General features: G+C 62.1%; 23 protein-coding genes. 17 read left to right on the top strand and 6 right to left on the bottom strand.

All coding sequences use genetic code 11. The annotated features are described in order from the left end of the window. Positions 1-330 precede the first annotated feature (330 nt). The 4 genes from BJG93_RS28975 to BJG93_RS28990 form a co-directional block, all read right to left on the bottom strand. Positions 331-729 (bottom strand): ExbD/TolR family protein, encoded by a 399-nt coding sequence (locus tag BJG93_RS28975; protein ID WP_027194690.1) that lies wholly within the window; start codon positions 727-729, stop codon positions 331-333. Beyond that, positions 726-1,367 (bottom strand): MotA/TolQ/ExbB proton channel family protein, encoded by a 642-nt coding sequence (locus BJG93_RS28980; RefSeq protein ID WP_027194691.1) that lies wholly within the window; start codon positions 1,365-1,367, stop codon positions 726-728. Before BJG93_RS28980 ends, BJG93_RS28975 begins: the two co-directional genes overlap by 4 nt. Positions 1,368-1,389: 22 nt before the next feature. Then, entirely contained in the window at positions 1,390-3,738 is a 2,349-nt protein-coding gene (locus BJG93_RS28985) for a TonB-dependent receptor (protein ID WP_027194692.1), read from the bottom strand. A 198-nt stretch (positions 3,739-3,936) separates the two neighbouring features. Further along, positions 3,937-4,398: a Fur family transcriptional regulator gene (locus BJG93_RS28990; protein ID WP_082194482.1), complete on the bottom strand. Its 462-nt coding sequence runs from the start codon at positions 4,396-4,398 to the stop codon at positions 3,937-3,939. Positions 4,399-4,485: 87 nt separating this feature from the next. Between BJG93_RS28990 and zigA the strand changes: the two genes are divergently transcribed. From zigA to BJG93_RS29020, 6 genes are all read left to right on the top strand, one after another. Then, positions 4,486-5,712, top strand: a complete 1,227-nt coding sequence (gene zigA, locus BJG93_RS28995) for a zinc metallochaperone GTPase ZigA (RefSeq protein WP_027194693.1) — start codon at positions 4,486-4,488, stop codon at positions 5,710-5,712. Between the two features lie 170 nt (positions 5,713-5,882). Further along, positions 5,883-6,905, top strand: coding sequence for a CobW family GTP-binding protein (locus BJG93_RS29000; protein WP_034477544.1), 1,023 nt, complete (start codon positions 5,883-5,885; stop codon positions 6,903-6,905). A 250-nt stretch (positions 6,906-7,155) separates the two neighbouring features. Continuing rightward, positions 7,156-8,097: a metal ABC transporter solute-binding protein, Zn/Mn family gene (locus BJG93_RS29005; RefSeq protein WP_238325724.1), complete on the top strand. Its 942-nt coding sequence runs from the start codon at positions 7,156-7,158 to the stop codon at positions 8,095-8,097. 5 nt (positions 8,098-8,102) lie between these two features. Beyond that, positions 8,103-8,924: a metal ABC transporter ATP-binding protein gene (locus BJG93_RS29010; RefSeq protein WP_034477760.1), complete on the top strand. Its 822-nt coding sequence runs from the start codon at positions 8,103-8,105 to the stop codon at positions 8,922-8,924. A gap of 6 nt (positions 8,925-8,930) precedes the next feature. Then, positions 8,931-9,842 (top strand): metal ABC transporter permease, encoded by a 912-nt coding sequence (locus BJG93_RS29015; RefSeq protein WP_051374230.1) that lies wholly within the window; start codon positions 8,931-8,933, stop codon positions 9,840-9,842. Positions 9,843-9,844: 2 nt separating this feature from the next. Beyond that, positions 9,845-10,666: a metal ABC transporter permease gene (locus BJG93_RS29020; protein ID WP_051374204.1), complete on the top strand. Its 822-nt coding sequence runs from the start codon at positions 9,845-9,847 to the stop codon at positions 10,664-10,666. 284 nt (positions 10,667-10,950) lie between these two features. Here BJG93_RS29020 and BJG93_RS29025 read toward each other — a convergent pair whose 3' ends face one another. After that, positions 10,951-11,307: a hypothetical protein gene (locus BJG93_RS29025; RefSeq protein WP_082194485.1), complete on the bottom strand. Its 357-nt coding sequence runs from the start codon at positions 11,305-11,307 to the stop codon at positions 10,951-10,953. Between the two features lie 661 nt (positions 11,308-11,968). Next, positions 11,969-12,412, bottom strand: a complete 444-nt coding sequence (locus BJG93_RS29030) for a hypothetical protein (RefSeq protein WP_051374205.1) — start codon at positions 12,410-12,412, stop codon at positions 11,969-11,971. Here BJG93_RS29030 and BJG93_RS29035 point away from each other — a divergent pair. From BJG93_RS29035 to BJG93_RS29085, 11 genes are all read left to right on the top strand, one after another. After that, positions 12,349-12,597: a DUF2946 domain-containing protein gene (locus BJG93_RS29035; protein ID WP_082194487.1), complete on the top strand. Its 249-nt coding sequence runs from the start codon at positions 12,349-12,351 to the stop codon at positions 12,595-12,597. The two genes, BJG93_RS29030 and BJG93_RS29035, sit on opposite strands and share 64 nt — an antisense overlap. A gap of 430 nt (positions 12,598-13,027) precedes the next feature. Further along, positions 13,028-13,477 carry a copper chaperone PCu(A)C gene (locus tag BJG93_RS29040; protein WP_034477549.1) on the top strand — a complete coding sequence of 150 codons (450 nt, stop codon included), beginning with the start codon at positions 13,028-13,030 and terminating at the stop codon, positions 13,475-13,477. 739 nt (positions 13,478-14,216) lie between these two features. Continuing rightward, complete coding sequence (gene hflK / locus BJG93_RS29045) at positions 14,217-16,037, top strand: protease modulator HflK (protein WP_034477763.1); 1,821 nt, start codon at positions 14,217-14,219, stop codon at positions 16,035-16,037. A 43-nt stretch (positions 16,038-16,080) separates the two neighbouring features. Beyond that, the gene (hflC, locus tag BJG93_RS29050; protein ID WP_034477552.1) at positions 16,081-17,145 is read left to right on the top strand and encodes a protease modulator HflC; all 1,065 of its coding nucleotides are present in this window, start codon (positions 16,081-16,083) and stop codon (positions 17,143-17,145) included. After that, a complete protein-coding gene (locus BJG93_RS29055) occupies positions 17,142-18,317 on the top strand; it encodes an SPFH domain-containing protein (RefSeq protein ID WP_027194696.1) in 1,176 nt (391 codons plus the stop codon). The genes hflC and BJG93_RS29055 overlap by 4 nt, the downstream gene beginning before the upstream one ends. Next, positions 18,314-20,269, top strand: coding sequence for a heavy metal translocating P-type ATPase (locus BJG93_RS29060; RefSeq protein WP_027194697.1), 1,956 nt, complete (start codon positions 18,314-18,316; stop codon positions 20,267-20,269). Before BJG93_RS29055 ends, BJG93_RS29060 begins: the two co-directional genes overlap by 4 nt. Before the next feature lie 397 nt (positions 20,270-20,666). Next, complete coding sequence (locus tag BJG93_RS29065; RefSeq protein WP_027194698.1) at positions 20,667-21,353, top strand: GntR family transcriptional regulator; 687 nt, start codon at positions 20,667-20,669, stop codon at positions 21,351-21,353. A 316-nt stretch (positions 21,354-21,669) separates the two neighbouring features. Beyond that, positions 21,670-22,563: an alpha/beta fold hydrolase gene (locus tag BJG93_RS29070; RefSeq protein WP_027194699.1), complete on the top strand. Its 894-nt coding sequence runs from the start codon at positions 21,670-21,672 to the stop codon at positions 22,561-22,563. Continuing rightward, a complete protein-coding gene (locus tag BJG93_RS29075; RefSeq protein ID WP_027194700.1) occupies positions 22,556-23,512 on the top strand; it encodes a flavin reductase family protein in 957 nt (318 codons plus the stop codon). The genes BJG93_RS29070 and BJG93_RS29075 overlap by 8 nt, the downstream gene beginning before the upstream one ends. Positions 23,513-23,749: 237 nt before the next feature. Next, positions 23,750-24,781 (top strand): ABC transporter substrate-binding protein, encoded by a 1,032-nt coding sequence (locus BJG93_RS29080; RefSeq protein WP_027194701.1) that lies wholly within the window; start codon positions 23,750-23,752, stop codon positions 24,779-24,781. 80 nt (positions 24,782-24,861) lie between these two features. Continuing rightward, a complete protein-coding gene (locus BJG93_RS29085; RefSeq protein ID WP_027194702.1) occupies positions 24,862-25,746 on the top strand; it encodes an ABC transporter permease in 885 nt (294 codons plus the stop codon). Position 25,747 lies beyond the last annotated feature (1 nt).

Here is a 25,747-nt window from a genome sequence, read left to right on the forward strand (position 1 = left end):
GACTGCCGAGCAGGAATGGGTGGGCGAACCGGCAGCGTCGGGGCGCGCGCAGCTTTGACTAACGGCTGTTTCGGGGGATAGGCCTTTTGCGGCTTAGCGTCCGTCTGTGTTGAACGTGCTATCGCAGCATGCGACGGTGGAGCGACAGTCGGAATTTCAACGACCCTCATCTGCATCGGCTGTTCCAGCGTACGTTCGGGTACCGGTATTGCGTGCAGACTCCGTCCCAGCACAAAAAGAAATATTCCCCATACAACTGAGCCCAGTGCCGCGGCAATCATGACCCTGACGTTGCGGCTGTCACCCGCCATGACGAGGCGCCGCCAGGGTCTATTCACGATGAACTGCAACGAGAAAGTGTTCTGCTCCCGCACGACGGGCCGCCAGCATCGCCTGTACGACAACGCCATGTCCCGCTGCATCGTCGGCGGCTATGATGACGTCATGGTCCGGGCGCAGCGCGCGCCTGACGGCCGGCTCTACCTGATCGGGACGAACAGCCTCGCGGTTGACAAAAACCGCGTTGCTCCGATCAATACTCACAGTCGGTGGTCCATCCGCAGACATTTGCTGCGCGCGACCCGACGGCAGGTTCACCTTTACGGCGTCAAGTCGTTGCATGGCGAGCGACGCCAGCATGAAAGTCGCCAGCAGAAAGAACATGACGTCGATCATCGGAATGATTTCGATGCGACCGCGCTTCGCAGCGCGAGAGCGACGAAACTTCACGGCGTGTCACCCTGTCCTTCCGAAGCGAGGCGCATCTCGCTGATCTGCTCGTTCGCAAACGTCTCGAGCTCATCCATCAGTCGTTCGAGGCGCCGCGAAAAGTAGTTGAAGGTAAACAACGAAAATAACGCGACCACGAGGCCAACAGCGGTTGCCACCAGGGATTGGGCGACGCCCCCCGTGACGCCGCCCGGATTGACCAGGCCGTTTCCGCCGAACAGCTGGAACGAATGCATCATGCCCACGATAGTGCCCAGCAAACCAAGTAGAGGTGCTGCGGTCACGATGGTCTCCAGCACCCAGAAGCCCTTGCTCATGTCCCGCTCGATTGTCGCTGCGATCGTTTCGGCCTTCGCCTCGCGGTACCAGATGGGCGCAGATGGCTGGTCCGCAAGCGGAACGCTCAGCCGCCTGAAAACATGTCCCGCCGGCAGCGAGTCCAGCGCCTCACCCGCTGGACCGGGAAACGGCATGTCTGCGGCGGCCCGCGTACTGCCGCCCGGTGTGCGCGCGAATCGCAGGAAAACATATGAGCGGTCGATTACGATCGCGATCGCGAAGATGGCAAGCACGCTGAGCGGATAGATCACCCATCCGCCGAGCTGTACTGCACCCAGAAAAGTCGTCCAGTCTTTCATTTCAGCCTTCCCTGGTCACGCATCAGAAGTTCTTGGTAATGCCCGCATAGACAGCGATGCGTGGTCCGTATTGGGGTGCGCCCACGCCGATACCTGAGCCGTCGCGCAGTTCATAGACGCGGTCGAATGCGTTGATCAGCAGCAGGCGGGCATCGAATTTGCCGATCAGCGGGTTATTGACATTGAAGTGCTGGACGACGCCGAGATTAAGCTGCGTGTACCAGGGCAGGCGGTCGGTATTGGCGAATCCACTGCGAAGACCACTGCCGATTATGCTGTCAACCGTGAAGGTGGTCTGGCCGAGTGTGTAGGTGCCGCCGAAAGACGCCGTCACGCGTTGGTCGTGGTCCAGATACACCCAGTGGCTGCTGATATAAGCGAGTTCGTCGGCGTCGAAATTGAACTGCGCCGAGTTGATGTTTTTACCCTGGGCACGACTGAGCCCGACGTTCACGTAGGCGGACACGTTATCCTGCCTGTAGTTCGCCGTGAACTCGACGCCGTAGACGCGGCCGTACTGGTAATTGAACGGCGTGAAGATCAGCGCGGTGCCGAACTGACCTTCGTCAAGCAGGTTGCTCGACTTCTTGTAGTAGGCGTCGAGACCGACGGTGAGGGCTGAACTCAGCCGCTGTGTGACGCCCACGTCAAAGTAGTGGCTGCGCTCGGGCTGCACCGGATCGTTCTGTCCCGACACCGCGGCCGTGGTCCCCGCATAACGGGCAATGTCGGCGTTCGAGACCAATTCGAAGGCGGGTGGAGTGAAGTAGCGCGCGTAGCCCGCGTGAACTGTGGTCGACGGCGTCAGCGCGTACACCAGGCCGATGCGCGGACTCACCTGGCTGGCACTGACGTACTCGTCCATCTTGTCGAAGCGCAGGCCGTAGTTGACCGTCAGCTTGCTGGTGACCTTCCACTCGTCCTGCACATAGGCGCTATACAGATAACCGGTCTTGCTGCTCGAGTCAGGAATGCTGATCGGCTGGTCGGAGGACTGATTGCCATTTTCGTCGACCGGAAAGACAGAGAGGTTGTTGTCAAAGACAGCGTGTTCCTGCTGGACGAAGATGCCCGAGCGGATCGTATGCCGATCGTTGAGCCGGTAGGTGGTGTCCAGTTGTACCCCATTCGCCGTGTCACTATGGAAATCCTGTGACGCGACGCCGTTAAACAGCAGATCTCCGATAGTATCCGGATTGAACTGCGTGCGCGAATACCGGGTCACGAAAGCCAGTTGATAGTCGAGCGCCCCGCCGTTCGTTCCCTGCAGGGTCACCGCCGCAAACTGGTTCAGCTCCGACTGCGTTTCGTTGAGCTGGCTCGAATCAAAGCTGGAGCTACCATTCAGCGTGAACGCGGGGGTGAGTCCCGGTGTATTGGGAATCTCGAACTGGTTGCTGGTCGTGCCAAACATCAGGCTCACGCGCGTGAGCGGATTGATGATGTACGACATGTAACCGAACGCGTTCCCCTGACGCGTGTGATCGTGTAGCGCGTTGGCGCCCGACGTCGGGTTTTCGATGCCCAGATTGTTCTCGCCGATCGACCCGCTGAAGTAATAGCTGAATGGGCCTTTGCTGCCAAAGACGTCACCGCTCGTGCGGATCGTCTGGCGACTGCCGCCGAACACATCGATCGAGCCACCGCTGCCGTCATCGCCCGATTTGGTGCGGATGTCGACGATACCCGCGGTCCGGTACCCATACTGCGCAGGCAGGGCGCCGGTGAGAAAATTCATCTGGTCAATGATTCGCGTGTCCAGCGATTGCCCGAAACCGCTGATCGGTTCGGGGATGATGATGCCGTTGATGCGGTACTGTAGATTGGCGTGATCGCCCCGTACATGCAACTGGCCGTACGAGTCACTCGCGACACCGGGCGCCTGCAACAGGACCTGGTTAAGCGGGGTGTTCTGGCCAGCTGGCAGGTTGTTGATGTCACTCTGGCTGAAGCGATACACGCTGCTGCCCGTATCGGGCAGCAGGTCGTTGCGCGCCCGGTTCAGACGCTGAGCGTTGACCTGTACATCGAGCGCGTCACTCTTTGCGAGTGCGATTGACACCGAGCTTTCCTGCCCCGGTGTGGTTGTCGCGACGCTGCTGCCGCTGGCAAAACCGGGGGCTGTGACGACAATCGCATAGGTACCTGGCGTGACGTGGTCGAGCGTGAAATGACCATTGGCATCGGTTTGCGCCGCCCCTACGGCTTTGCCACTCGCGTCCTGAAGGGTGACGGTCGCTTTGCCGACGGCCTTGCCTGAACTGTCAGCGATTGCACCGGTTATCGAACTGTCGGCCGGCGCCGCGTATGCGCGAGCCGCAAAAGCGAACAGCAGCAGCGCAGCCTGTGTGAGGTGATGGCGATTTCTCATTTTGTCAGTTATTTGTTAGGTATGCGAATGATGAGTTCACCACCTGGTGCAGAATTTTGTATGAGGGCGATTTCATGCTGGCGTAAAGCGGCAACTGCCCCTATTGCCGTTGCGACAATGCACGGAGGTGTCGTCCGGGGCCGAGTTTGTCAAGCGACAGCAATGTTATATCATTGCACTGAAGAATAAAACCGGTTGTTATTTTTTTATTGCCGAAGGTTTCGTCAAGGTGAGCTGGTTGCAGTCCTCACAGATGCCCTTGATCTCGGTTTGCTGTCCCTGCACCTCGAAGTGAGCGGTCAGTGCCGTGTCGAGTAGCGCCTGCTGCAGCTCGATATTGTGCAACGGGCGAACGGAATGGCAGTGCATACAGACCGCGAAGATTTCGTGTTGGCCTTGATTCTCCTCGGTCAGGCGGAACGTGCTCGTTGTCGAGACGTGCCGGACAAGGCCTTCACGAATCAGAAACTGCAACGCGCGGTAGATGGTGGGTGGCCCGGCATGAGGAGACTGTCTGTTGAGGTCCTCGAGCAACTGATAAGCCGTGGCCGATCCGCCACGCGCAACGAGCAGGCCGAGTACGCGTCGACGCAGTGGCGTGAACCGTCGGGTTCCCGCCGCAGGCGTCTCGTCGCCTGGCGGTGATTGCGGATTCGGCATTGAATGCTCCACCTGAAGTGCTAAAAATCCAACCTGCTATGCGAGTAATAATATAACATAACACTCAAGGTAACAGCCTGAGTAATCATGAACAAGCTTCCAGTCACCGTCCTTTCGGGATTCCTTGGCGCAGGCAAGACGACGCTGCTGAATCACGTGCTCAATAACCGCGAGGGCAGACGCGTGGCCGTCATCGTCAACGACATGTCCGAGGTGAACATCGATGCGCGCCTGATACGCGAGGGCGGTGCGCAGCTGTCGCGCTCCGAGGAGCGGCTGGTCGAAATGAGCAACGGCTGCATTTGCTGCACCCTGCGGGAGGATCTGCTGGTCGAGATACGGAAACTGGCCGGTGAAGGGCGGTTCGACTATCTGCTGATTGAGTCGACGGGTATATCGGAACCGCTTCCGGTTGCCGAGACGTTCACGTTCCGCGATGAGACGGGCCTGAGCCTGTCCGACGTGGCGCGGCTGGACACCATGGTAACCGTCGTGGACGCGTACAACTTCGTGCGTGACTACAGTTCACACGACCGCCTGCATGAGCGCGGCGAAACGATGGGAGAGGAAGACGGCCGTACCGTCGTGGATCTCATCACCGAACAGATCGAATTCGCCGACGTGATCCTCCTCAACAAGACCGATCTCGTCAAGCCGGACGAATTGACGCAACTGAAGGGCGTACTGCGTAGCCTTAATAGTCGGGCGGAAATCGTGACCTCGTCCTTCGGGCGCGTGCCGCTCGAGAGGGTGATGGGCACAGGGCGCTTTGACTTCGAAGCCGCTTCCCAGGCTCCGGGGTGGCTCAGGGAAATGCGCGGCGAACGGATTCCCGAAAGCGATGAATACGGCATCACGAGTTTCGCGTATCGGGCGCGCAGACCGTTCCATCCGGAGCGGTTCTGGAACTGGATACAGGCGGAATGGCCCGGCGTCGTGCGGTCAAAAGGTTATTTCTGGCTCGCTTCGCGCCATGACCTCGTCGGCAACTGGTCGCAGGCGGGAGCGATTTCGCGGCACGCTCTGGCTGGCAGATGGTGGGCCGCGGTACCTCGAAGCCGCTGGCCGCAGGATGCCGAAAGCCAGGCAATGATCGCGCAGCGCTGGTCCGCACGGTTCGGTGATCGCCAGCAGGAACTGGTGCTCATCGGCACCGGCATCGACGAAGCTGCATTGCGTGCGGGGTTTGATGCCTGTCTTCTGACGAACGCTGAGATGGGCTCGGGCCCGGCAGTCTGGGAACACTACGTGGATCCGTTTCCCGCGTGGTCAATGGAAGGTTCGATCGAAACCAGCCAGGTGGACGGTGAGTGATCCGCAGACCGTCCTTGACGCGACGTCTCCGAGCGGGAGTGCGAAGCTTGAGCCGCACACGCTGCATTCTCGAGGTCGCCATCGCCTGACGGCGACGCTGTCCATACATGCCTGAACGTCCTGGTTTTCACAACAGGCACACTCTCTACCCTTTTCGGAAAGACACGATCATGAGTTCGCTTGATGCAAATCCCGACCGTATCCCGACTACGATACTCACCGGCTTCCTCGGCAGCGGCAAGACCACACTGCTCAATCGTGTCCTTACCGAGCATCACGGCGGACGCGTCGCCGTGATCGAAAATGAATTCGGTGAAGCAGGCATCGACAGCGAGCTGCTTGTGCAGGGCGGCAGCGAGCAGATCGTCGAGATGAACAATGGCTGCATCTGCTGCACGGTACGGGGTGATCTCGTACGGATTCTGGTGTCGCTAGCCGAGCGGCGTGACGCTGGCGAGCTCGATTTCGACCGGGTCATTATCGAGACGACCGGACTTGCCGATCCCGCTCCCGTAGCGCAGACCTTCTTCGTCGACGAAGCGGTGCAGGACAACTACCTGCTCGACGCTATGGTCACGGTAGTCGATGCCAGACACGGAAGTGCGCAGCTCGACGAACATCATGAAGCGCAGGAACAGGTTGGTTTCGCAGACCGTATCCTCCTGTCGAAGACCGATCTTGTCACAGCCGACCATGTAGAGGCCATTACCGCTCGCCTTCGTCAGATGAACGCGCGCGCGCCCATTGATCGTTCAGATTTCGGCAGGACGGATATCAACAAACTGCTCGATATCCGCAGTTTCGATCTCGATGCGATTCTTGAGATTGAACCGGATTTCCTTGAAGACATGCAACACGGACATGACGATGACGTGTCGTCGTTCGTTTACCGCTCGGCTGTCCCGCTCGATCCGGACCGGGTCGAAGACTTTTTCAGTTCGATCGTGGAGATTTACGGCACTGCAATGCTGCGCTATAAGGGCGTGCTGAATCTGGCCGGCATCGAGAGCCGGATGGTTTTTCAGGGCGTTCACATGATTTTCGGCGCCACCGTCGGCAAACCGTGGCGCGACGGCGAAGTACGGGAAACAAAAATGGTCTTTATCGGCAAGCACCTGCCAGCCGACCTCTTCAAAGCCGGGCTGGACAATTGCGCAACTGGCTCTAGCGTCAAATCATCTGGCCATGCATGAGCTTTCAAAATCGTTCATTTTCGAAGCCGCTCATACGCAATGCCCGATCGGATCGAGTGCGCGGCGGTTGTCCGAACCGTGGCCGGCCCGCAGACCCATCGGCTGAAAGGGCGAGACGGGCGAAATTTATAGAAGGCCTCTCTTCTGTCTTCAATTACCGCGACAGGTTATTCAAATGTCAAATTTCGACGTGTTGCCTCGCAACCCGATTAACGTGCGCTCGCGATCCACTGCACGACGGTACGCATCCTTGCCCCGGCCAGTCGGGCGTGGCGCCTGGCTTGCCCTTTTCGCGACGTTCGCACTGACGGCCTTGCCCTGTGGGAACGCCGTTGCGGCATCGTCGGCATCGGGCGTCATCAACGCGATCGGTATCGAAAACGAATATGCCGATGTGATCTCGCAGATTGGCGGCAAGTATGTTCAGGTCACGGCAATCGAAACCGATCCGAATACCGACCCGCATACGTTCGAGGCCAACCCCAAGGTCGCATCGCAGATCGCCTCAGCCGATCTGATCGTCAAGAATGGCGTTGGTTATGACGCCTGGGCCGACAAGATCATTGCGGCCTCGCCGAACGGCAAACGCAAGATCATCGACGTGCAACATCTGCTCGGCTTGCCGGACAGCACACGAAATCCGCACCTTTGGTACGACCCGAAGACCATGCCGGCCGTGGCGAAAGCGATTGCCGCTGAGCTGGCCGCGCTGCAACCCACGCAGGGCGATTATTTCCAGAACAATGCGAAGAAGTTTGACGCGTCGCTGAAGCCCTGGTTGAAGGAGATCGAGTCGTTCAAGGCACATTACGGCAAGACGTCCGTCGCGGTCACCGAGCCGGTGGGAGACTACATGCTTCAGGCAGCCGGCACGGACATCGCGACGCCCTTTAGCCTCGAGGCCGCAATCATGAACGGCACGGACCCGTCGCCGCAGGATGTGAGCACGCAGAACAAACTGTTCACGGACCACAGGGTCAAGGTATTCGTCTACAACCAGCAGGTCACGGACGCGCTTACGCAGTCGTTCCTCAAGCTCGCCAGGGAGAATGGCATCCCGGTCGTAGGCGTCTACGAAACGATGCCGACCCCAGGCTTCAACTACCAGTCGTGGATGCTGGCCGAGCTCACCGCCTTGCGCGGTGCAGTAGCCGACAAGACCTCGACCGAAACGCTGCATGCTGGGAAATGAGCGGTATGCAAGACCTACGCGAGGTGCTTGCTGTTGACCGGGTAAGTGTCTCGTTTGCGGGACACAGCGTCCTTCGTGACGTCGACTTCAAGCTGCACGCGGGCGAGTTCTGCGGGCTGATCGGCGCGAATGGTTCGGGCAAGACGACGTTGCTGCGAACCATCCTGGGTTTTCAGAAAGCCGCGGGGGGCGGTGTCAGGATCAACGGGCAATCGGGCCTCGGGTCGTTAGGCTACGTGCCGCAGAAAATCATGCTCGACGCGTATCTTCCTCTGCGTGGGCGGGACATGGTCGCCCTGGGGCTTGACGGCCACAGGCTGGGGCTGCCCATGCCGTCGAAAAAGCGCCGGGCGTCGGTCGACGAAATGCTCGAGGCGGTGGATGCAGAACACTTCGCGGACCGGCGGATCGGTGAGCTTTCCGGTGGCCAGCAACAGCGGATCCTGATCGCGCATGCCTTGATCCGGCGGCCCAGATTGCTGCTGCTCGATGAGCCGCTTGCGAATCTCGACATCGGCAGCGTTGCCAGCATTGTCACCCTGCTGCGACGTCTGTCGATCGAACAAGGAATCACGATACTGCTGTCCGCACACGACATGAATCCCTTGCTGCCCGTGATGGATAGCATTGTCTATCTCGCTCATGGGCGCGCCGTGAGCGGTCCTGCGGACGAAGTCGTGCGAAGCAAAGTCCTGACCCAACTGTATGGCTACCACATCGACGTCATCCGCGTTCATGGAAGGGTCCTCGTGATCGCCGCGGACAGCGCGGACGAGATACGTGCGGCGCGTGAGCGGGAACCCGCTCACGCGGTGCAGGTTCCCTAAACCATGATGGATTTTTCGTCTGCAATGATCTTCGCGGCTGGGTTTTTCACGAACGAGCCGGTCCTCACCGCCTTGATGGTCGGTGGGGGGGCCGCGCTCGTATCTGGCGTAGTCGGCGTGTTCACTGTCATGCGAGGCCAGTCGTTTGCGGGCCACGCGCTCGCCGATGTTAGTAGCGCGGGGGGTGCAGCCTCTTTTCTGCTGGGGATCAATCCGCTGCTCGGCTTTCTGTTCATGGCTCTCCTCGCCGCAGGCGGAATGGAAATGGTCGACGTCCGACGCACCCGCGAACGTGACCTTGTGACGGGGGTGGTGCTGGGCGCAGGACTCGGCCTGGCCGCCTTGCTGCTGTACATGGACGTCACGTCGGGCAGTACGACAGGGGCGGCTATCACAATCATGTTTGGCTCGATGTTCGCCATTCCTGCATCCATCGTTCCTCTTGCTCTTGTGGTCGGCGCCGGTGCACTCGTCACGATGGGGATGATTTATCGACCGCTACTCCTCAGTTCACTCGACCCCGACCTCGCTGCGGTGCGAGGGGTGCAGACACGTCTGATCGGACTGCTGCACCTGCTGGTTCTGGCACTGGCCGTGTCGCTTTCGGCGATTACCGTTGGTGCAATCCTGTCCACGGCGCTGCTGATCGGGCCGGCTGCGATTGCGCTGCGTCTCGCGAAGCGGCCTGCATGGGCGGTGCTCATTGCGGCGCTGACGGGCGTGGGTGCCACATGGGGCGGGATACTTCTCGCGTATGACAGTTACTACTGGACACCGGGCCATGGCTGGCCGGTAAGCTTTTTTGTCGTCACACTGATTTTCGTGATGTATGTCGCGACCGGTTGCGCCGGACGTGGCCGCGAAACCGGTTCGGGCGCTCGCGCATTGATCCGGGACCAACGGCTGGATGAGGTTTGACGATGTTCTCCAGTTTCATGATCAACACGTGGATCGTCGCGACCATCGTTGCAGCCGTTGCCGGTTGTGTCGGCTTCTTTGTCGTCGTTCGGGGGGCAACGTTTGCCGCGCACACATTGCCGCTTGGAGCCTTTCCTGGCGCTGCAGCCGCAAGCCTTATCGGTGTCAACCCGCTGTTCGGTCTGATCGCCTTCTCCGTCATCGGCGTTATCGGGATCAGCCAGCTCAGCCGCAGGGGGCGGTCCGAGGTTGCCACGGCACTTTGTCTCGTCACGCTGCTCGGGTTGGGGGTATTGTTCCTGAGCATGACGAGCGAGTACTCACAGGAGGTTTATGCGCTGCTCTTTGGAGAAGTGCTGGGCGTCAGCAACAGTGATCTCGCCCCGATCGCGATCATGAGCGTTGTGTCGGTCGCGCTTATCGCACTGCTGTTTCGTCCGCTTCTGGTGACCGCCGTGTCACCTGAACTCGGGGGGGCCAGGGGCGTATCGAGCAAACGGATTGAGTTGTGGTTTCTGGCGATACTTGCGCTTTCAACATCGGTGGCGTTGCCCGTGGTGGGGGCGTTGCTGGTGTTCAGTCTGATGGTGGGTCCCGCGTCTGCCGCGCGCTCCCTGAGCGACCGCCCGGTCGTTGCCATGTCCCTGTCGGTGGGCATTTCGCTGGTCACGGTATGGGCCGCGATTGTTCTCTCGTACGAGTCGAACTGGCCCGTAGGATTTTTCGTCGGCGCGTTCGGTGCGATTTCCTATGCGCTGGGGCGACTCGTCGCCGGGGCAGGCGGCCCGCGTGGTCTGCCAAAAGTTGCTGAAGCCAGGCATTAGCAACCAGACCCGCTGCAACGGGGTATAGAAGGTGGCCTTGGATAAGACCCAATCATCGTTCGGACCGTGTACGTTTCAAATGGACGCGGCGAAGTATCGGACCACCCGCCACCTGCCGTATGGCCCCAGTTGGCCAGAGCCTGGACTGCACCATGACGCACACGAGGCTGCGAGATGAGCGGGCACTGCCATCCCGGTATTCAGTCGCGCGAGGCTGAGGCTGGTCCCAACGTGTTTGCGTTGGTTTGTGGGCGCACGTCAGGGCATCCAGGTTTCGATTTCGCTCAGGGTGACGTCACCTGCTCGACCGGTCCGTGGTCGTCGCAGTGGTCACCGTGCGGATGATGCAGGTGACCGTCGACAAGATAATCAACGTGATCGCCATGCGGCACCGCTTCGTGGCCGCACCCGGGTCCGTGCACGTGACCCGCCTCGTGGCCGCCGCAGTCAGGCGTACATTGATCCGGATTGGTCGCGCTCACTTCGAGCTGATGTTCGTCCACATGATCACCGTGCGGGTGATGCAGGTGACCGTCGTGCAGATAGTCAACGTGACCGTTATGTCTGATCGCCGTGTGGCCGCATTTTGGACCGTGCTGATGCTCGTGATGGGCATGATGTGGCTCGTGACAGGTGCTCATGGTCACTCTCCTGACGGTGTGTCAAGGGTCTTCTTTTCCGGGCCCGGCTCTATCGCTGAGCATGCTTTCGAGCAGCGTGCGCGACAGGCAGGATCATCAAACGCAGGCGCGTCACGGCTCGCGTCAACCATTGAACCTGGTATCCAGGTGGCGGACCGATACCGCTATTAACGCAAGCGCCCAAGACTCGTTGAGACTATCTCAGTCGATCATCTCTCAATCCATAGATTGATGGAAGTGAATTTGTGGTCGCTTTCAGACACCTGTCGGTGCCCGGGGGCGAACTGTCAGTTGCGCTCAATGTGCAATGGGATTTAGCGTTTAGCTAAAATCCATTTCAAGCGGCACCCGACAAGAAGCGTGCGTCGTTGAGCCAGCGTCGGTTCGCCGAATCGGAGAAGCATCGCGCAGCAGCGATGTAAGACGGCTGGGCTCCCGCTGGGCGAGGTTCCACCAGCGCGCGTTGCGGGAGCGCCCCTCGCCAGCGCCGCACGCGTTCGCTCGAGAGCGTCAGGCTATGCCGTGCTGTCATTGATTGGCTCAGGCGGCGATTATTCTGTCAGAAACCGCCTGACGGCGATGGAGACGATATCCGGAAACTCTTCGTGAATCGCGAGCTTGCCCTTCATGACCCATTCAACCTGAACATTTGGCAATTGTCCTAACGCCTCATTTCGACACGCGATTTCGGCGGCGTCTGATCGCCGTAGTTCAGCAGGATCGGAAGGTTGGCTCGACGCGCAAGATCAAGGAACGCTGCACGGCTGTCGACGCGGTCAAGCGCACCGGTCACAAAGCGTACCGAGCTGTGCCGGGCTCCAGGTGCGCGGGTCACGGCGAGCTTGGCTGCGAGACGATCACCGTCAAGCCAGTCAGGATCGCTGTAAACGTGCTCTCTCGCCATCATGGTGATGACATGACGGCTGACATTGAGCCGGTAGAGGAGCGGACCAACGACGGGGTGATCGATCGCCGCGCGCACGCGGGAGAACCAGGCCCGCTGGCCACCCATCATCGTCGGCAACGGGCCGCGCCACGTCGGTGCGACGAGGACCTCCTTCCGCGGATAGTGGGCATCGCGCCCATGGCGACCCGCTTGCTGCATGCGGCTACTGTGATCTTCTCGCGGACCACGTCGCCATTCCAACCCTGCACCCATCGCCGCTGGTACTCATCACGCTGGTGATGATTGTGGCCGCGCCAGTGCTGTCTACCCGCTTCACGCCGCGGGGCATTTTGCCGACGGGCCCGCCGCGCGCCCCACCTGCTTTCCGTCAAATCAGCCTGTAAAGAACCGCGACTTCCTTCGGTTGCGAATCGCAATGCCGACGTTTGCGCGTGACGCGGCCCTTTACGACTTGAGGGACGTGTTCAGCAAGCGCGCGCCGTGTTCGCGCAACGCGGTCTTGCACGAGCGTCGACAAAAGCGAAGTCAATCCCGTCGCGTACGCGGCTTACAGCAGTCGCTCGTCCTGAACGCCTTTGTGCATGAGAAGTTCGACAAGCACTCTGGGCCGCCGCGCCGACCTTCGACAACCCGAACATCCGCGTGCATCTCCAGTACCACCTATTCGCGCAGCGCACGTTACATGCGGAATTGAAGCATGACCGCCGGTCGCGAGGCAGTATCGACGTCGCGTGCGCGGCCGGCTTGCTTTTGGGCATCCCATGCCATCGGGCGCGATAACCCCGCTGTTCCACTACTCAGGAGAAAACAAGCATGAAGCGAACTTTCCGAACTCTGGTCATGATCCCGTTTTGCATGGCATCGCTCACCGCATTTGCGGCTCCGTCCGCGTCGGTGAGGGTCTCCGATTGCTGGATTCGTGCCTTGCCGGGTGATCTGCCGTCCGGCGGCTATTTCAAGGTGGTGAACATGAGCGACAAGCCCGTGGATCTCACGGGTGTTGAGACCAACGCCTTCGGGATGGCCATGCTTCACCAGACCCAGAGCAACGGCAGCACGTCCGCGATGGTGATGGTCGACAAGGCGACGGTGCCGGCGAACGGCACACTGACGTTCGCGCCGGGCAACTACCACGTCATGCTCGAACAGCCGAAGAAGCCGCTTAAGGTCGGCACCTCGATTTCGCTGGCATTCAATTTCAGCGACGGCGAGAAGGTTACAGCCGCGTGCATGGTCAAGAGCCCCGGCACGGTGGCTGAATAGTGGCGTTGCGGGTGGCCGCAAGGCGGCCCGCTTGCGCGCACTCTCACCCCATTCTGTCCTCATGGAGAAGCCGACGAGTCTGTGTAACCGGATTTTGCGTCACGCCGCGTACTTGAATGTCGGAGCGTTGATCGCAGTAGTTCTGTGGGTTATGTGGGTTTTACCGCTTTCCGCGGGATCCGCCTGGGCGGATACGCCCTCAGTGCAAACGCTGCATGCCTGTCCATGCGAGATTTCTCGCCAGGCCGTCGTCAATGCGAGTCACATTTAGGCAGTATTGCAAAGCGCCGCCTCGTGGCAGGCAGAAGTGCGCCGTCGCCTGCTCAAGGCCGGCACACATCGTGGCCCCACAAACGCTGGTCCATCAACAGGAGCCGCATTCTCAACGCCCAGCCACGGACCGAACGGAAGGCCTGCGATCACCACTGGATGATCGGCGAACGCGAGCAGTAGCAGTGCAGCGTGTGAAAGGCGAAGGCGATTGCTCAATTTTGTCGGCATTCTGTTACGTATGCGAATTGACGTCCGATCCGACAACCTTGAGTTTCCCCACCTGTCGCGTTAAATTGCGCCTCGCAGATCGTGCAAGCCGCGTTCGGCGATGTTGTACCTCACCCGGTTTGTAATTGATTGGTAAGGATTGTTGATGTCAACGCGGGAGAGACCTAAAGAAAGTGACGTGCGCGAGCGGTCGGCCGAACGTAACGATACCTTGCTGCCCGGATGTATGGCTGCGGCATTGGCAGGCTTGCTGGGCGCCTTGAGCCTGTCGAAGAGCGTGTCCATCGATCTGCGCTGGAGCGCGGTGATGGCGAGTGCATGCCTGAACCTGGTGATCGTCGCGCTCTGGCGCCCGTCGGTAGCGCGCGCACCGGCAGCTCCTGAGAAGGAATCGGTCTGGAAGCGCGGCGTAAGTTTCGTGAAGCAAGTCGTCTTGCACGACGCCCGAAAGCCGGACTTCAGCAGCCTCGTGCGCACCCTTCGCTGGCAACCCTGGTGCCTCGCCATGTGCGCCGGTCTGTCCATGTCGATCGCCGCAATGGCGTTCGAGCCCTTGGCCGCTGACGCGCTGATCCACGCGATGGTTGCGCCGTCCCTCACGATCGTCAGCGGCGCGGCTGCGCTGATTCTGGCATTTCTCACGCTCGTTGCCGAACGGTTTTACGCACACGACGCGCAGCGCTCGCGTGACTCGCTGTCCGCGTCGCTGGCGGGCCTGCTGCGCGTCCTGCTCCTGTGCGCACTCGGGGCGGCGTTGTCGGCCGGATGGTTGGTCTACGCGCATATGACGGTCGATCTGGTCGTGCACGTTGCCGCAGTCTTCTGTGCGGCCATTGCCGTCGAAATGCTGGTGCGTGCGCTTCTTGTATGGATCTTCCCGCCGCGCGCCGGTGAACATGCGACGCATGTGCCATCAAGCCTGCTTGCCGGGCTATTGCATTATCGACGCTCGCCGCTCGCGTCAATCGGTGCCGAATTGCATGACCGCTATGGCATCGATCTGCGCCAGAACTGGGTGCTGCGCAGTTTCATGCGGCTGTTACCCGCCACGATGGTGGCGATGGCAGTCTGTGCATGGTTGCTGACCTCCGTCGTGGTGCTGGACCCTTCGCAACGCGCGGTCTACGAGCGATTCGGCGCGCCGGTGGCCGTGTGGTCGCCCGGGCTGCATATCGGCATGCCCTGGCCGTTCGGCAAGGCTCGCCTTGTCGACAACGGCGCGGTGCATCAGATCATCGTCTCGGGTGGCGCAGACGACAGCAGCGTCCCGGCACCCTCCGTCGACGCCGACGGTCCGACGCCCGAGCAGTTGAACCGTCTCTGGGACGTCCAGCATCCATGGGAGACGAGCCAGGTGATCGCCGGTGCCACCGGCGATCAGCAGAGCTTTCAGATCGTCAACGCCGATGTGCGGCTGGATTACCGCGTGGGCTCGAGCGACGCGGCCGCGCGCGCCGCGCTGTACCGGTCGGTCGATCCGGAAAGCACGGTCCGCTCGATCGCCAATCGCGAGGTGATGCACTATCTCGCCTCGCATACGCTGGAGGCTTTGCTCGAGACAAGCCAGACCGCCATTGCTGAAAACGTGCGCGGCGCGGTTCAGCGGCAACTCGATCAGCTCGCGAGCGGCATCGAAGTCGTGGCGGTCGTCATCGAGAGCGTGCACCCGCCAGCGGGCGCTGCCTCGGCTTATCACGACGTGCAGGCCGCGCAGATCCGCGCGCAGGCAAGTGTCGCCAGGGCGCATGGCTTCGCGGCGCAATTGCTGGGCAATGCGCAGCAACAGGCGCTCACCGGGGTCGCTCAGGCTTCGGCGCGAGCGGCGGACACGCTTGCGTCGGCGCATATGCAGCAGATCAATTTTGAAGCCGACACAGTCGCATACCGGCTAGGCGGACCGGCCTTTGCATTCGAGTACTACCTGGCCCGCTTGCAGCATGGGTTGCAGAACGCACGCATCACGGTGATCGACGACCGGCTGGTCGCCGACCGGCGCGCGACCCTCGATCTGCGTACTTTCACAGCCGGCGATCTTGCTGGCTTTCCGCACAGCAACTGATGCGCACGCCACACGCCGGACAGGCGGTTCTCAAGGTGACTTCATGAGTTTGTTCCATTTGCATACCGATGGTCACGGGCATCACCAGCACCACCACCACGATCACGGCAACGGCCGGGCCGGCCGCGGCGGTCCGTTCTACGTGCGTGTCCTGCTTGCCGCGCTGTGCGTCGTCATCGCGTTTGTCGTGGCGAGTTTCATTTCGGTGCGGGCGGGCGAGGCCTCGGTGATCACGCGCTTCGGGCAACCCGTGCGCGTGCTGCTCGAACCCGGTCTCGCGTGGCGCCTACCCGCGCCGATCGAGGCAGCAGTGCCGGTCGACCTGCGCCTGCATACGACATCGAGCGGCTTGCAGGATGTGGGTACGCGTGACGGCTTGCGCATTATCGTGCAGGCCTACGTCGCGTGGAAAGTCGCTGCGGATCCGAACGACGTGCGCCGCTTTGTTCGGGCCGTGGGCAACCGGCCCGACGAGGCCGCGCAGCAAATCCGCTCGCTGCTCGGTTCGTCGTTGCAAACCACGTCGGCCGGCTTCGAGCTGGCGTCGCTCGTCAACACGGATCCCTCGCGGGTACGCATCTCCGCGTTCGAGGACGCGCTGCGCAGTCAGATCGACGCGCAGCTTTACTCGGCCTACGGCGTGCATGTCGTTCAGGTGGGACTGGAGCGCCTGACGTTGCCCGCGGTGACACTCGCGGCGACGGTCAGCCGGATGAGCGCGGAGCGCGAGACGGTTGCCGCGCAGCGTACGGCGGACGGAAATCGCGAGGCCGCGCAGATCCGCTCGGACGCGGACCGCGACGCCCGTCTGGCGGTTGCCGACGCGAACGTCAAGGCTGCGCAGATCGAAGCGCAGTCCCGCCGGGACGCCGCCGCGATCTATGGCAACACCTATGCGGGCAATCCGCGCCTCTATACGATGTTGCGCTCGCTCGACACGCTCGACTCTGTGGTCAGCGCCAATACCAACCTGATCCTGCGCACCGATGCGGCACCGTTCCAGGCGCTGGTGCAGGGGCCCGCCGACCTGGGGACCGAGCCGTCGCGGCAGGCGGGCGCGGGCGCGGTGTCCGCGTCGGCGTCGAAAAAATCCAGGGCCGCGCGATGACCGCGGACACCAGCTTGCCGCCGCTCGGGCCCGGCGCGCAGGCGGTTCGGGTCTCATTCTGGTTCGTGGTAGCCGTCACTGTTCTTGCCGCATGCGCATGGGCCGGTTCGAACATCCGGCGCATTCCGCCCGACAGCCGCGCGGTCGTGCTGCGCTTCGGGGCATTCGTGCGCACCCAGGACGCGGGACTACTGATTGCCTGGCCGCGTCCGTTCGAGTCGACCTTGATGGTGCCCGGCAGTGCGCGCGTGCTCGAACAACGCATTCAGTCGCTCGAACGCGATCCGCGCGCGCGTCACGCGGACGCCCATTCGCCGCAAGTGCCGCCCTTGTCCGACGTGGAGGGCGTGACAGGGCCGAGTGATTTGCCAGCTGCGCCGGCCGACGGCATGGCCGCCATGCCGAAGCCCGAGGCCGAAGAACTTGAGGCCACGCCGGCAGCCGGCGCGCTGTTGCCCGATGCGCTCGCCGGCTCGGGTTACCTGCTGACCGGCGACAACGGCGTCTTGCAGTTGCATGCCACGCTGTATTACCGGGTGGTCGATGCCTACGCCTATGTCCTGCAAAAAGACCGGCTCGATGCCGCGCTCGAGCGGATCGTGTCGGCGTCGGCGGCCGCGGTTGTGGCGCAGCGCAACCTCGATGCGATCCTGGTCGCGCGGCCCGAACTGCTGTCGGCAGGTCAGCAACTGGCCGTCAAGCGTGAGCGCTTGCGCGGCGATCTCGCGCAGGAAATCGAGCGGCACCTGCGGCAGCTCGACGCGCAGCATGCGGGACTCGGCGTCGAAGTGGCGCGAGTCGATGTCGAGGCCGCATTCCCCGCTGCCGCCGTCAGTGCGTTCAATTCGGTCCTGACCTCGTTGCAGGTGGCCGAGCGCAGCATGGCTGAAGCGCGCACGGCCGCCGAGAAGACCCGGCAGGATGCCCAGCAGGACGCGGACCGGATCGTGCTGAACGCCCAGGCGAATGCCGTCGAACGCGTCGCCACCGCACGGGCGAAAACCTTGACCATCCAGCAATTGGAAGCGCCATTGCGCGACCATAGCGATCCGGGCCTTCTCGCGCGCGTCTATCGGGACCGGGCGCAGTTGGTCCTCTCGAAAGCCGCCAGCGTGACGACCGTCGATCCGAAGAACACATCAAACCTGATCCTGCCGGGGAATGCGAGATGAGCGCGAGGATCGGGCACGCAGGACACACTGACGACCACGCGTCGCACGCGAATCACGCCGACGGCGTCACTCAGGGCAGGCCGATCGCCTTGTCGGCAACCGAGCAGCGAGTGATGACGCGGCACATCGCGCTTGCGCTGCTGGCCGGCGGCCTGCTGGTGTTGTCGACAGCATGGCGTGCGCTCGCCCCGGCGGATGTCACGCTGGCGCAGATACTCGCCGGACTTGCGTCGTTGGTCGTGGCCGGGCCGGTGTTCGCCGGCGCGTGGCAAAGCCTCAAGTCGCCCAGTCTGCACGGCGTGACCGATCGCCTGATCGCGCTCGCGATGCTGGCCGCGTGGGCCGTCGGAGATATGGCCACGGCTGCCTTGTTGCCGATCGTCATGACGTTCGGCCATGCGCTCGAAGAACGCAGCGTGCTCGGCTCGCAGGAGGCGATCCGGGCTCTCGGCCGGCTGGCTTCGGGCAAGGCGCGGCGCATCCGGGCAGACGGTTCGATCGAAGACGTGCCCTACGACGCGCTGCTGGCCGGCGACCAGATTGAAGTGGTGGCCGGCGCACGGATTCCCGCCGACGGCGTCGTCCAGCACGGCCAGTCGAGCGTCGACAATGGACCGATTACGGGTGAGTCTGTGCCGCTCGACGTCGTGCCGGGGACGGCCGTTTTCGGCGGTGCAATGAATCTCGACGGTCCGCTACGCATCGACGTCACGCACGCGGGCAAACACTCGACGCTCGGCAAGATCATCGAATTGATGCAGCGAGCCGAGCAGGCAAAGCCACCGATTACGCAGATACTCGAACGCTACATGGGCGCTTATCTGTGTCTCGTCCTGCTGATCGCGGCCATCGTATGGTTCGCGTCGGCGAATGCGTCGGCGATGCTGGCGGTCATCGTCGCGGCGTGCCCGTGCGCGCTGGTGCTGGCCGCTCCGTCCACGGCCATTGCCGGGATCGCCGCGGGCGCTCGGCACGGCATCCTGTTCAGGAGCGCTGCGTTTGCCGACAAGTTCGCGCAGATCGATTCGCTGGTGATCGACAAGACCGGCACGCTGACTTACGGCGAATTGCGCGTCGAGCAAGTGTTGCTGGAACCGGGCGTCGATGCTTCGCAGGTGCTGGAACTGGCGGGGCGCCTTGGTGGAGGCAGCGCGCATCCGGTGAGCCGTGCGCTGGTGCGCTATGCGGCGGATGCCATCGCGGGCCTCGAAGCGGCGCCGCTTGAACTTGCGCGCGAACTAGGAGGCCTCGGCATCGTCGCGGATACGGCCGAAGGTGTCGCCGTGCTTGGCCGCCACGGTTTGCTCGCGGACTACGTGCAGGCTTTGCCGCAACCGCCGCGCGAGATCGACGGTCCCTGTGTGGGAGTCGCGTTGAACGGCCGCTTGCTGGCGTGGTTCGGTTTCGCCGACGCACTGCGCGCGGAGGCGAAGGACGCGCTCGCCGAATTGCGGGAGCTCGGGTTGACGCGGCAGACTCTTCTGACCGGCGACCGCGAACCGGTTGCCCGCAAGCTCGCTGCGCAAACGGGGATCGGGATCGTCGTCGCGCAGGCCTTGCCGCATGACAAGCTTGACTATGTCGTGCAGGAAATGGCGGCCGGCTATCATCCGCTGATGGTCGGCGACGGCCTGAACGATGTCCTGGCTATCAAGGCGGGGCCTACCAGCGTTGCAATGGGCGGGCGCGGCATCGACATTGCGGTGGCCTCGGCCGATGTTGTCCTGCTCCGCGACGATCTGCGACATATTGCGACAGCCGTGCGGCTCGGCCGGCGCTGCCTGCATACCGCGACCATCAACGCGGCGATCGGTCTGGCCTGGACGGTCGCGGTGATCGTGCTTGCGGCGACGGGCGCGTTGGGCGCCGTCTGGATCGCGCTGCTACATAACGTCGGCACGTTCATTGTGATCGCCAACGCGGGACGTCTGCTGCGAATGGACGACAGATAGCGATCGAGGCTGTGCGAAAACGCAAAACCCGGTTTGCGGGTGTCGCTTGGATCTGCTGCAAATAAGGGCGATCAAAAAGAAAAAGCCGCTGCTTTGCCGTTGCCCTATCAAGCTGAGAGAACTGCCTTCCAGATGGCGGACGTAGTCCTGCTCAATCACATTGTTGAGGTATTTCGAAAATCGGACTGCGTGTCCTCAGGCAGCAAGCCGTCGACCTTCAGCTCGCGCTTCGCCCCGGAGCAATCTTCAGACAGGCCTCGTCGACACGCCGCGCGTCATGCGAGGTACCAAACATCCTCATAACCCGACATTCTTCCATTATGGTGGATAATATGGCATTCCACGCTCCCCTCACGCTATGGTGTGGCACGAGCTTTTTCTGTCCACTTTCTTACTTATGTCAGATCTTAAAGTTGTCCGCGAAACCAAAACCCTTCGTGAACTGACGCTCGACAAGCTGCGCGACGCAATTGTGCAGGGCTATTTCCAGCCGGGCGCACGCCTCGTCGAACGCACGCTGTGCGACGAGTTGGGGGTGAGCCGCACGATTGTGCGCGAGGTATTGCGGCACCTCGAGACCGAGGGGCTGGTGGATGTGATCGCGCGCCAAGGGCCGGTCGTCGCGCAACTGAATGCCGGCCAGGTTAGCGAAATCTACGAACTGCGCGGGCTACTGGAGGCGAATGCCGCACGCGCGTGTGCCGAACAGTCCACACCCGAACTCGTGAGGCGACTGCGGGAGATCCGAAAACAGATCGAAGCGGCGTTCAAGGTCAAAGACTTGCCAGCGGTGCTCGCCTACACGGAACACTTCTACGAGGCGTTGTTCGAGGGCGCGCAACGGACCGTCTCCCTAGCCGTGGTCAAGACGCTCAATGCCCGGATCAATCGATTGCGCGCACTCACGATAGCCACGCCGGGACGCAGCCAGGAGTCGAATCGCGAGATGAACATGATGCTCGATGCCATCGAACGGCGCGACGGCGATGCCGCGTTTGCCGCCTCGATCGCGCATATCAGGCGCACGGCCGAGCTTGCGCTTGCGGCGCTTGCTCAGCGAAGCGAAGGGGTGGGCGAAGCTTGACGCGAACCGCCTGACGGTTCTCCACCGCTTGTCTGCGGCCGCGGTTCCGCGGCGCGCTCCACGCGCTCCTTCCGAGCGCCAAATCACTCCCACTTCACACCCATAACGCGCCGTTCCCTCGCGGCGTTGTCTTCGCTCGACCCCGGCCGCGAGGCGCTGCCGGTTTTACAGCGCGAGGCTCCGGACCGGCAACTGCGTCTGCCGGCAACGTCCATGCCAGCCGGTTCGGCTCCTAACTTATGGTATTCCATAATATTTTTGACGCGGACACTTTGCTGTAGTATGGCATACCATAATCTTGTGGAGCATGAGCCGAATGAATCCTGACCGGACGCCTAGGCTTGCCGCAGCGCGCGGCGAGATCGCAGGGACGAGCTACAGCGTGCATGCGCCGAAGTCGGGCGAAGCGCTGGCAACGGTTGTCCTGATTCACGGCGTGGGGATGAATCAGAGCGTATGGTCGTCGCAGATCGATCCGTTGACGGCGGCGAATTACGAAGTCGTGGTCTACGACATGCTCGGTCATGGCGCCAGTGCTCTGCCTCCGGCCGAGCCGACGCTCGATGATTACGCTGCCCAACTCGCACGCCTGCTTGACGGCCTCGACATCCAGCAGGCGCACCTCGCCGGTCATTCGATGGGCGCGCTCGTCGCACTCGAGTTCGCGCTGACTCGTGCGCCGCGTACGCTGAGCGTCGCTGCACTGAACGCGGTCTACGACCGCTCGCCTGCACAACGCGAAGCGGTAATGTCGCGCGCCGCGACGCTCGGCGATACACCGGCCGATACGGGCGCGATTGCGGGCGTCGACGCCACGCTCAAACGCTGGTTCGGTGAGCCGGTGCCGGCGCATCTGACGCAGGCGGCGCAAGCGGTGCGCCACCTGCTGCTCTCGGTCGATCCGGTCGGCTATGCGCGTGCTTACGGTCTCTTCGCCCGCTCGGACGACGTTCACGTCGGTCGGCTCACGAGCCTCGCTGTGCCCGCCTTGTTCCTGACCGCCGAGCTGGATCTGAACTCGAGTCCGGAAATGTCGCGAGCCATGGCAGAGGCCGCGCCGTTCGGTCGGACCGATGTGATTGCGGGTGCGCGTCATATGATGAGCGTTAGCCACCCAGAGGAAGTCACCGCGCGCCTGCTCGCTTTTTTCGCCGAAGCAGCGCAACGAAACGGGGCAAATGCAACGAACGTGGGGCAAGACCATGTCTGAGCCCAGCATCGAACAGACTTTCGACGCCCTCGAATTTCGCCGTGCGCTAGGCGCATTCGTCACCGGCGTGACCGTTGTCACGACGATCCAGCCGGACGGTTCCCCGCGCGGCTTCACGGCCAACTCGTTCGCCTCGGTCTCGCTCGATCCGCCGCTGATCCTCGTGTGCATCGCGAAGAGCGCGTCGAGCCATGCGGTCTTTGCCACCACGAATCACTTCGCGGTCAGCGTGCTGGCGGGAGACCAGAAGGCCGTGTCGGGCGTCTTCGCGTCGAAGTCGGTCGACAAGTTCGCGCAGGTCTCATGGCGCGCTCGCGCAACGGGCGCGCCGGTCGTGGACGGCGCGGCAGCCACGTTCGATTGCAGGACGCACGACGTCGTGGATGCCGGCGATCACATCATTCTGATTGGGCGCGTGGTGGACTTCGTGCATACGAATTCGTCGCCGTTGGGTTACTGCCGTGGCGCGTACGTGAACTTCAGTCTCTCGCAGGACGCGCTCGCCGCCACCGGCGCGCGCGCCCAGGTGGGCGCAATTCTCGAACATCGCGACGGCCTGATGCTGCTTGAAACGAAGGACGGTTTGCAGTTGCCGACCGGCGTCAAGCTCGAACCCGAAAGCGATGCGGGGAGCCTGCGCGGCGTGCTGGCGAAGCTCGGTCTCACCGCGCATCTCGATTTCATTTTTGCCGTTTTCGAATCGGGTAGTGGTCCATCGGCGAGCGTCCACGTCTATTACCGGGGGCGCGTGAGCAGCAGCCTTGCGGCCATGATGGACAGCGCGATCCACATCGTCCCGCTGCCGAGGATTCCATGGAACGAACTGCGCGACGACGCCGTGCGCTCGATGCTGCAGCGCTATGTGCGCGAGCGCAGCGAAGACGCCTTCGGCATCTACGTCGGCGACACAGAGGCAGGGCAAGTCCAGACGCTCGCGACAGCACATTGAGATGCCAGGTGTCGCACGGCGGCTGCCGTCATCCGGATACGCTCTGCGACGACCGGTTTGTCTTGGGTCAATCCACCAAAAAGATCCATCAATCTAGCATCGCAGTGCGGAGACAAAGGAAAAGATGGAAAACAGCAACATGAAGCCAGCGCGTTCTTCGCCGTTGGCCGCAGAGAAGACCGATTCGACGACACGCATTCAATTTAGCGCGACCAAACCGACTTGAAGGATACCGATATGACCCGCACCCGCAGTCTGATGATTTCTCCGCTGATCGCGCTGTGCGCGGCGGCGTTCATGGCGACGCCGGCGCTTGCCGCAGATCCCATCGTGTTCACGAGTTGGGGCGGCACGACGCAATCGTCGCAGCAAAAGGACTGGGCGCAGCCTTTCACCCAGGCGAGCGGTATCAACGTGCTGATGGATGGCCCGACCGACTACGGCAAGCTCAAGGCGATGGTGGACAGCGGCAATGTTAGCTGGGACGTCGTCGACGTCGAGGGCGACTTTGCCTATGCCGCGCAAAAGGCAGGGCTGATCGAGCCTATCGACTACACCGTGGTCAAGAAGGGCGAGCTCGATCCACGCTTCTCGAGCGCCGATGCGGTGGGCAGCTTCTATTACTCGTTCGTACTCGGCTACAACAAATCGAGCTTCAAGGGCGCGCAGCCGCAGGCGTGGGCCGATCTGTTCGACACGAAGAAGTTTCCCGGCAAACGAACGTTCTACAAGTGGTCCGCACCCGGCGTGCTCGAAATTGCGTTGCTTGCCGACGGTGTGCAGCCGGACAAACTCTATCCCCTCGACCTCGACCGCGCATTCAAAAAGCTCGACTCGATCAAGAGCGACATCGTCTGGTGGAGCGGCGGCGCACAGTCGCAGCAACTGCTCGCATCGGGAGAGGCGCCCGTCGGCATGTTCTGGAACGGCCGTCTGCATGCGCTCGAACAGACGGGCGTGCCGGTCGGCATCTCGTGGAACCAGAATCTGACTGCCGCGGACATGCTCGTGATCCCGAAGGGCGCGAAGCACAAGGCCGAAGCGATGAAGTTCCTCGCCGTCGCGACGAGTCCGCAGGCGCAGGCGAAGTTCGCGCAGGATACGGGCTACGCGCCGATCAACGTGAAGTCGGCGGCGCTGATGCCTGCTGCAGTCGCGAAGACGATGCCGGACCAGTACAAGACCTCGCAGATCGACCTGGACATGAAGTACTGGGCAGACAATCGCGACGCGATCGCGAAGCGCTGGTACGCGTGGCAATCGAAATAAGCGTCAGCGAAAGAGGCGTGCCCCGAAGCGGCGGTCAGGCAGAAGGCGCATAGCAGCAACTGGAGAATGCAGGAGATACCATGCCCAATGTTCTGAGTACCGCGGCGCATCCGCCGGCAACACCCACGCGTCGGCGTCGCGACTGGCGCAACATCCGCCTGTTGATACCGGGGCTCGTGCTGCTCGTGATCTTCTTCATGCTGCCGGTGCTTTCGCTCCTGCTGCGCAGCGTGCTGGAGCCGACACCGGGGCTGCACAACTACGAGCAGCTTCTCGGCTCGTCCACCTACCTGCGCGTGTTCGGCAACACGTTCCTGGTCGCGACCGTGGTGACCGTGGTGACAGTGGCGATCGGGTTCCCGACCGCATGGCTGCTCGCGATTGCGCCGCGCAGACTGAGTTCGCTGCTGTTTTCGATCATGCTGCTTTCGATGTGGACCAACCTGCTGGCGCGCACGTTTGCCTGGATGGTTCTGCTTCAGTCGACGGGCCCGATCAACCGCATGTTAATGGCGATCGGCCTCATCCACGAGCCGCTGCCGCTCGTGAACAACCTGATTGGTGTGACGATCGGCATGACGTACATCATGCTGCCATTTCTCGTCATGCCGCTGCACGCGACGCTGCGCAGCATCGACCCCTCGACACTGCGCGCCGCGGCGGTCTGCGGCGCGAGTCGCTGGCAGGCCTTCTGGCGCGTTCTTGTGCCACTGGCGATGCCGGGCATCGCATCGGGCGCATTGATGGTATTTGTCATGGCCCTCGGCTACTTCGTGACCCCAGCATTGCTCGGCGGCGCGCAATACATGATGCTCGCCGAACTGGTGGCGCAGCTCGTGCAGGAGTTGTTGAACTGGGGTCTCGCCGGTGCCGCCGCCTTCGTGCTGCTCGCCGTGACGCTCTCGCTCTACGCGCTTCAACTGCGGTTCACAGGCGGCGCGCGCGCCACTGCCGGAGGCCTTTGAC

This window comes from Paraburkholderia sprentiae WSM5005, from assembly GCF_001865575.2.
Lineage (GTDB): Bacteria > Pseudomonadota > Gammaproteobacteria > Burkholderiales > Burkholderiaceae > Paraburkholderia > Paraburkholderia sprentiae.

What these genes read in the sequence shown, in the direction of transcription:
- hflC (WP_034477552.1), top strand. Translation starts at nt 16,081, where the DNA reads ATGAGTTTGTTCCATTTGCATACCGATGGTCACGGGCATCACCAGCAC.
- BJG93_RS29040 (WP_034477549.1), top strand. Translation starts at nt 13,028, where the DNA reads ATGAAGCGAACTTTCCGAACTCTGGTCATGATCCCGTTTTGCATGGCA.
- zigA (WP_027194693.1), top strand. Translation starts at nt 4,486, where the DNA reads ATGAACAAGCTTCCAGTCACCGTCCTTTCGGGATTCCTTGGCGCAGGC.
- BJG93_RS29080 (WP_027194701.1), top strand. Translation starts at nt 23,750, where the DNA reads ATGACCCGCACCCGCAGTCTGATGATTTCTCCGCTGATCGCGCTGTGC.
- BJG93_RS29060 (WP_027194697.1), top strand. Translation starts at nt 18,314, where the DNA reads ATGAGCGCGAGGATCGGGCACGCAGGACACACTGACGACCACGCGTCG.
- BJG93_RS29010 (WP_034477760.1), top strand. Translation starts at nt 8,103, where the DNA reads ATGCAAGACCTACGCGAGGTGCTTGCTGTTGACCGGGTAAGTGTCTCG.
- BJG93_RS29000 (WP_034477544.1), top strand. Translation starts at nt 5,883, where the DNA reads ATGAGTTCGCTTGATGCAAATCCCGACCGTATCCCGACTACGATACTC.
- BJG93_RS28990 (WP_082194482.1), bottom strand. Translation starts at nt 4,398, where the DNA reads ATGCCGAATCCGCAATCACCGCCAGGCGACGAGACGCCTGCGGCGGGA.
- BJG93_RS28985 (WP_027194692.1), bottom strand. Translation starts at nt 3,738, where the DNA reads ATGAGAAATCGCCATCACCTCACACAGGCTGCGCTGCTGCTGTTCGCT.
- BJG93_RS29025 (WP_082194485.1), bottom strand. Translation starts at nt 11,307, where the DNA reads ATGAGCACCTGTCACGAGCCACATCATGCCCATCACGAGCATCAGCAC.
- BJG93_RS29075 (WP_027194700.1), top strand. Translation starts at nt 22,556, where the DNA reads ATGTCTGAGCCCAGCATCGAACAGACTTTCGACGCCCTCGAATTTCGC.
- BJG93_RS29055 (WP_027194696.1), top strand. Translation starts at nt 17,142, where the DNA reads ATGACCGCGGACACCAGCTTGCCGCCGCTCGGGCCCGGCGCGCAGGCG.
- BJG93_RS29015 (WP_051374230.1), top strand. Translation starts at nt 8,931, where the DNA reads ATGGATTTTTCGTCTGCAATGATCTTCGCGGCTGGGTTTTTCACGAAC.
- BJG93_RS29085 (WP_027194702.1), top strand. Translation starts at nt 24,862, where the DNA reads ATGCCCAATGTTCTGAGTACCGCGGCGCATCCGCCGGCAACACCCACG.
- BJG93_RS29020 (WP_051374204.1), top strand. Translation starts at nt 9,845, where the DNA reads ATGTTCTCCAGTTTCATGATCAACACGTGGATCGTCGCGACCATCGTT.
- BJG93_RS29065 (WP_027194698.1), top strand. Translation starts at nt 20,667, where the DNA reads ATGTCAGATCTTAAAGTTGTCCGCGAAACCAAAACCCTTCGTGAACTG.
- BJG93_RS29070 (WP_027194699.1), top strand. Translation starts at nt 21,670, where the DNA reads ATGAATCCTGACCGGACGCCTAGGCTTGCCGCAGCGCGCGGCGAGATC.
- BJG93_RS28980 (WP_027194691.1), bottom strand. Translation starts at nt 1,367, where the DNA reads ATGAAAGACTGGACGACTTTTCTGGGTGCAGTACAGCTCGGCGGATGG.
- BJG93_RS29030 (WP_051374205.1), bottom strand. Translation starts at nt 12,412, where the DNA reads ATGCAGCAAGCGGGTCGCCATGGGCGCGATGCCCACTATCCGCGGAAG.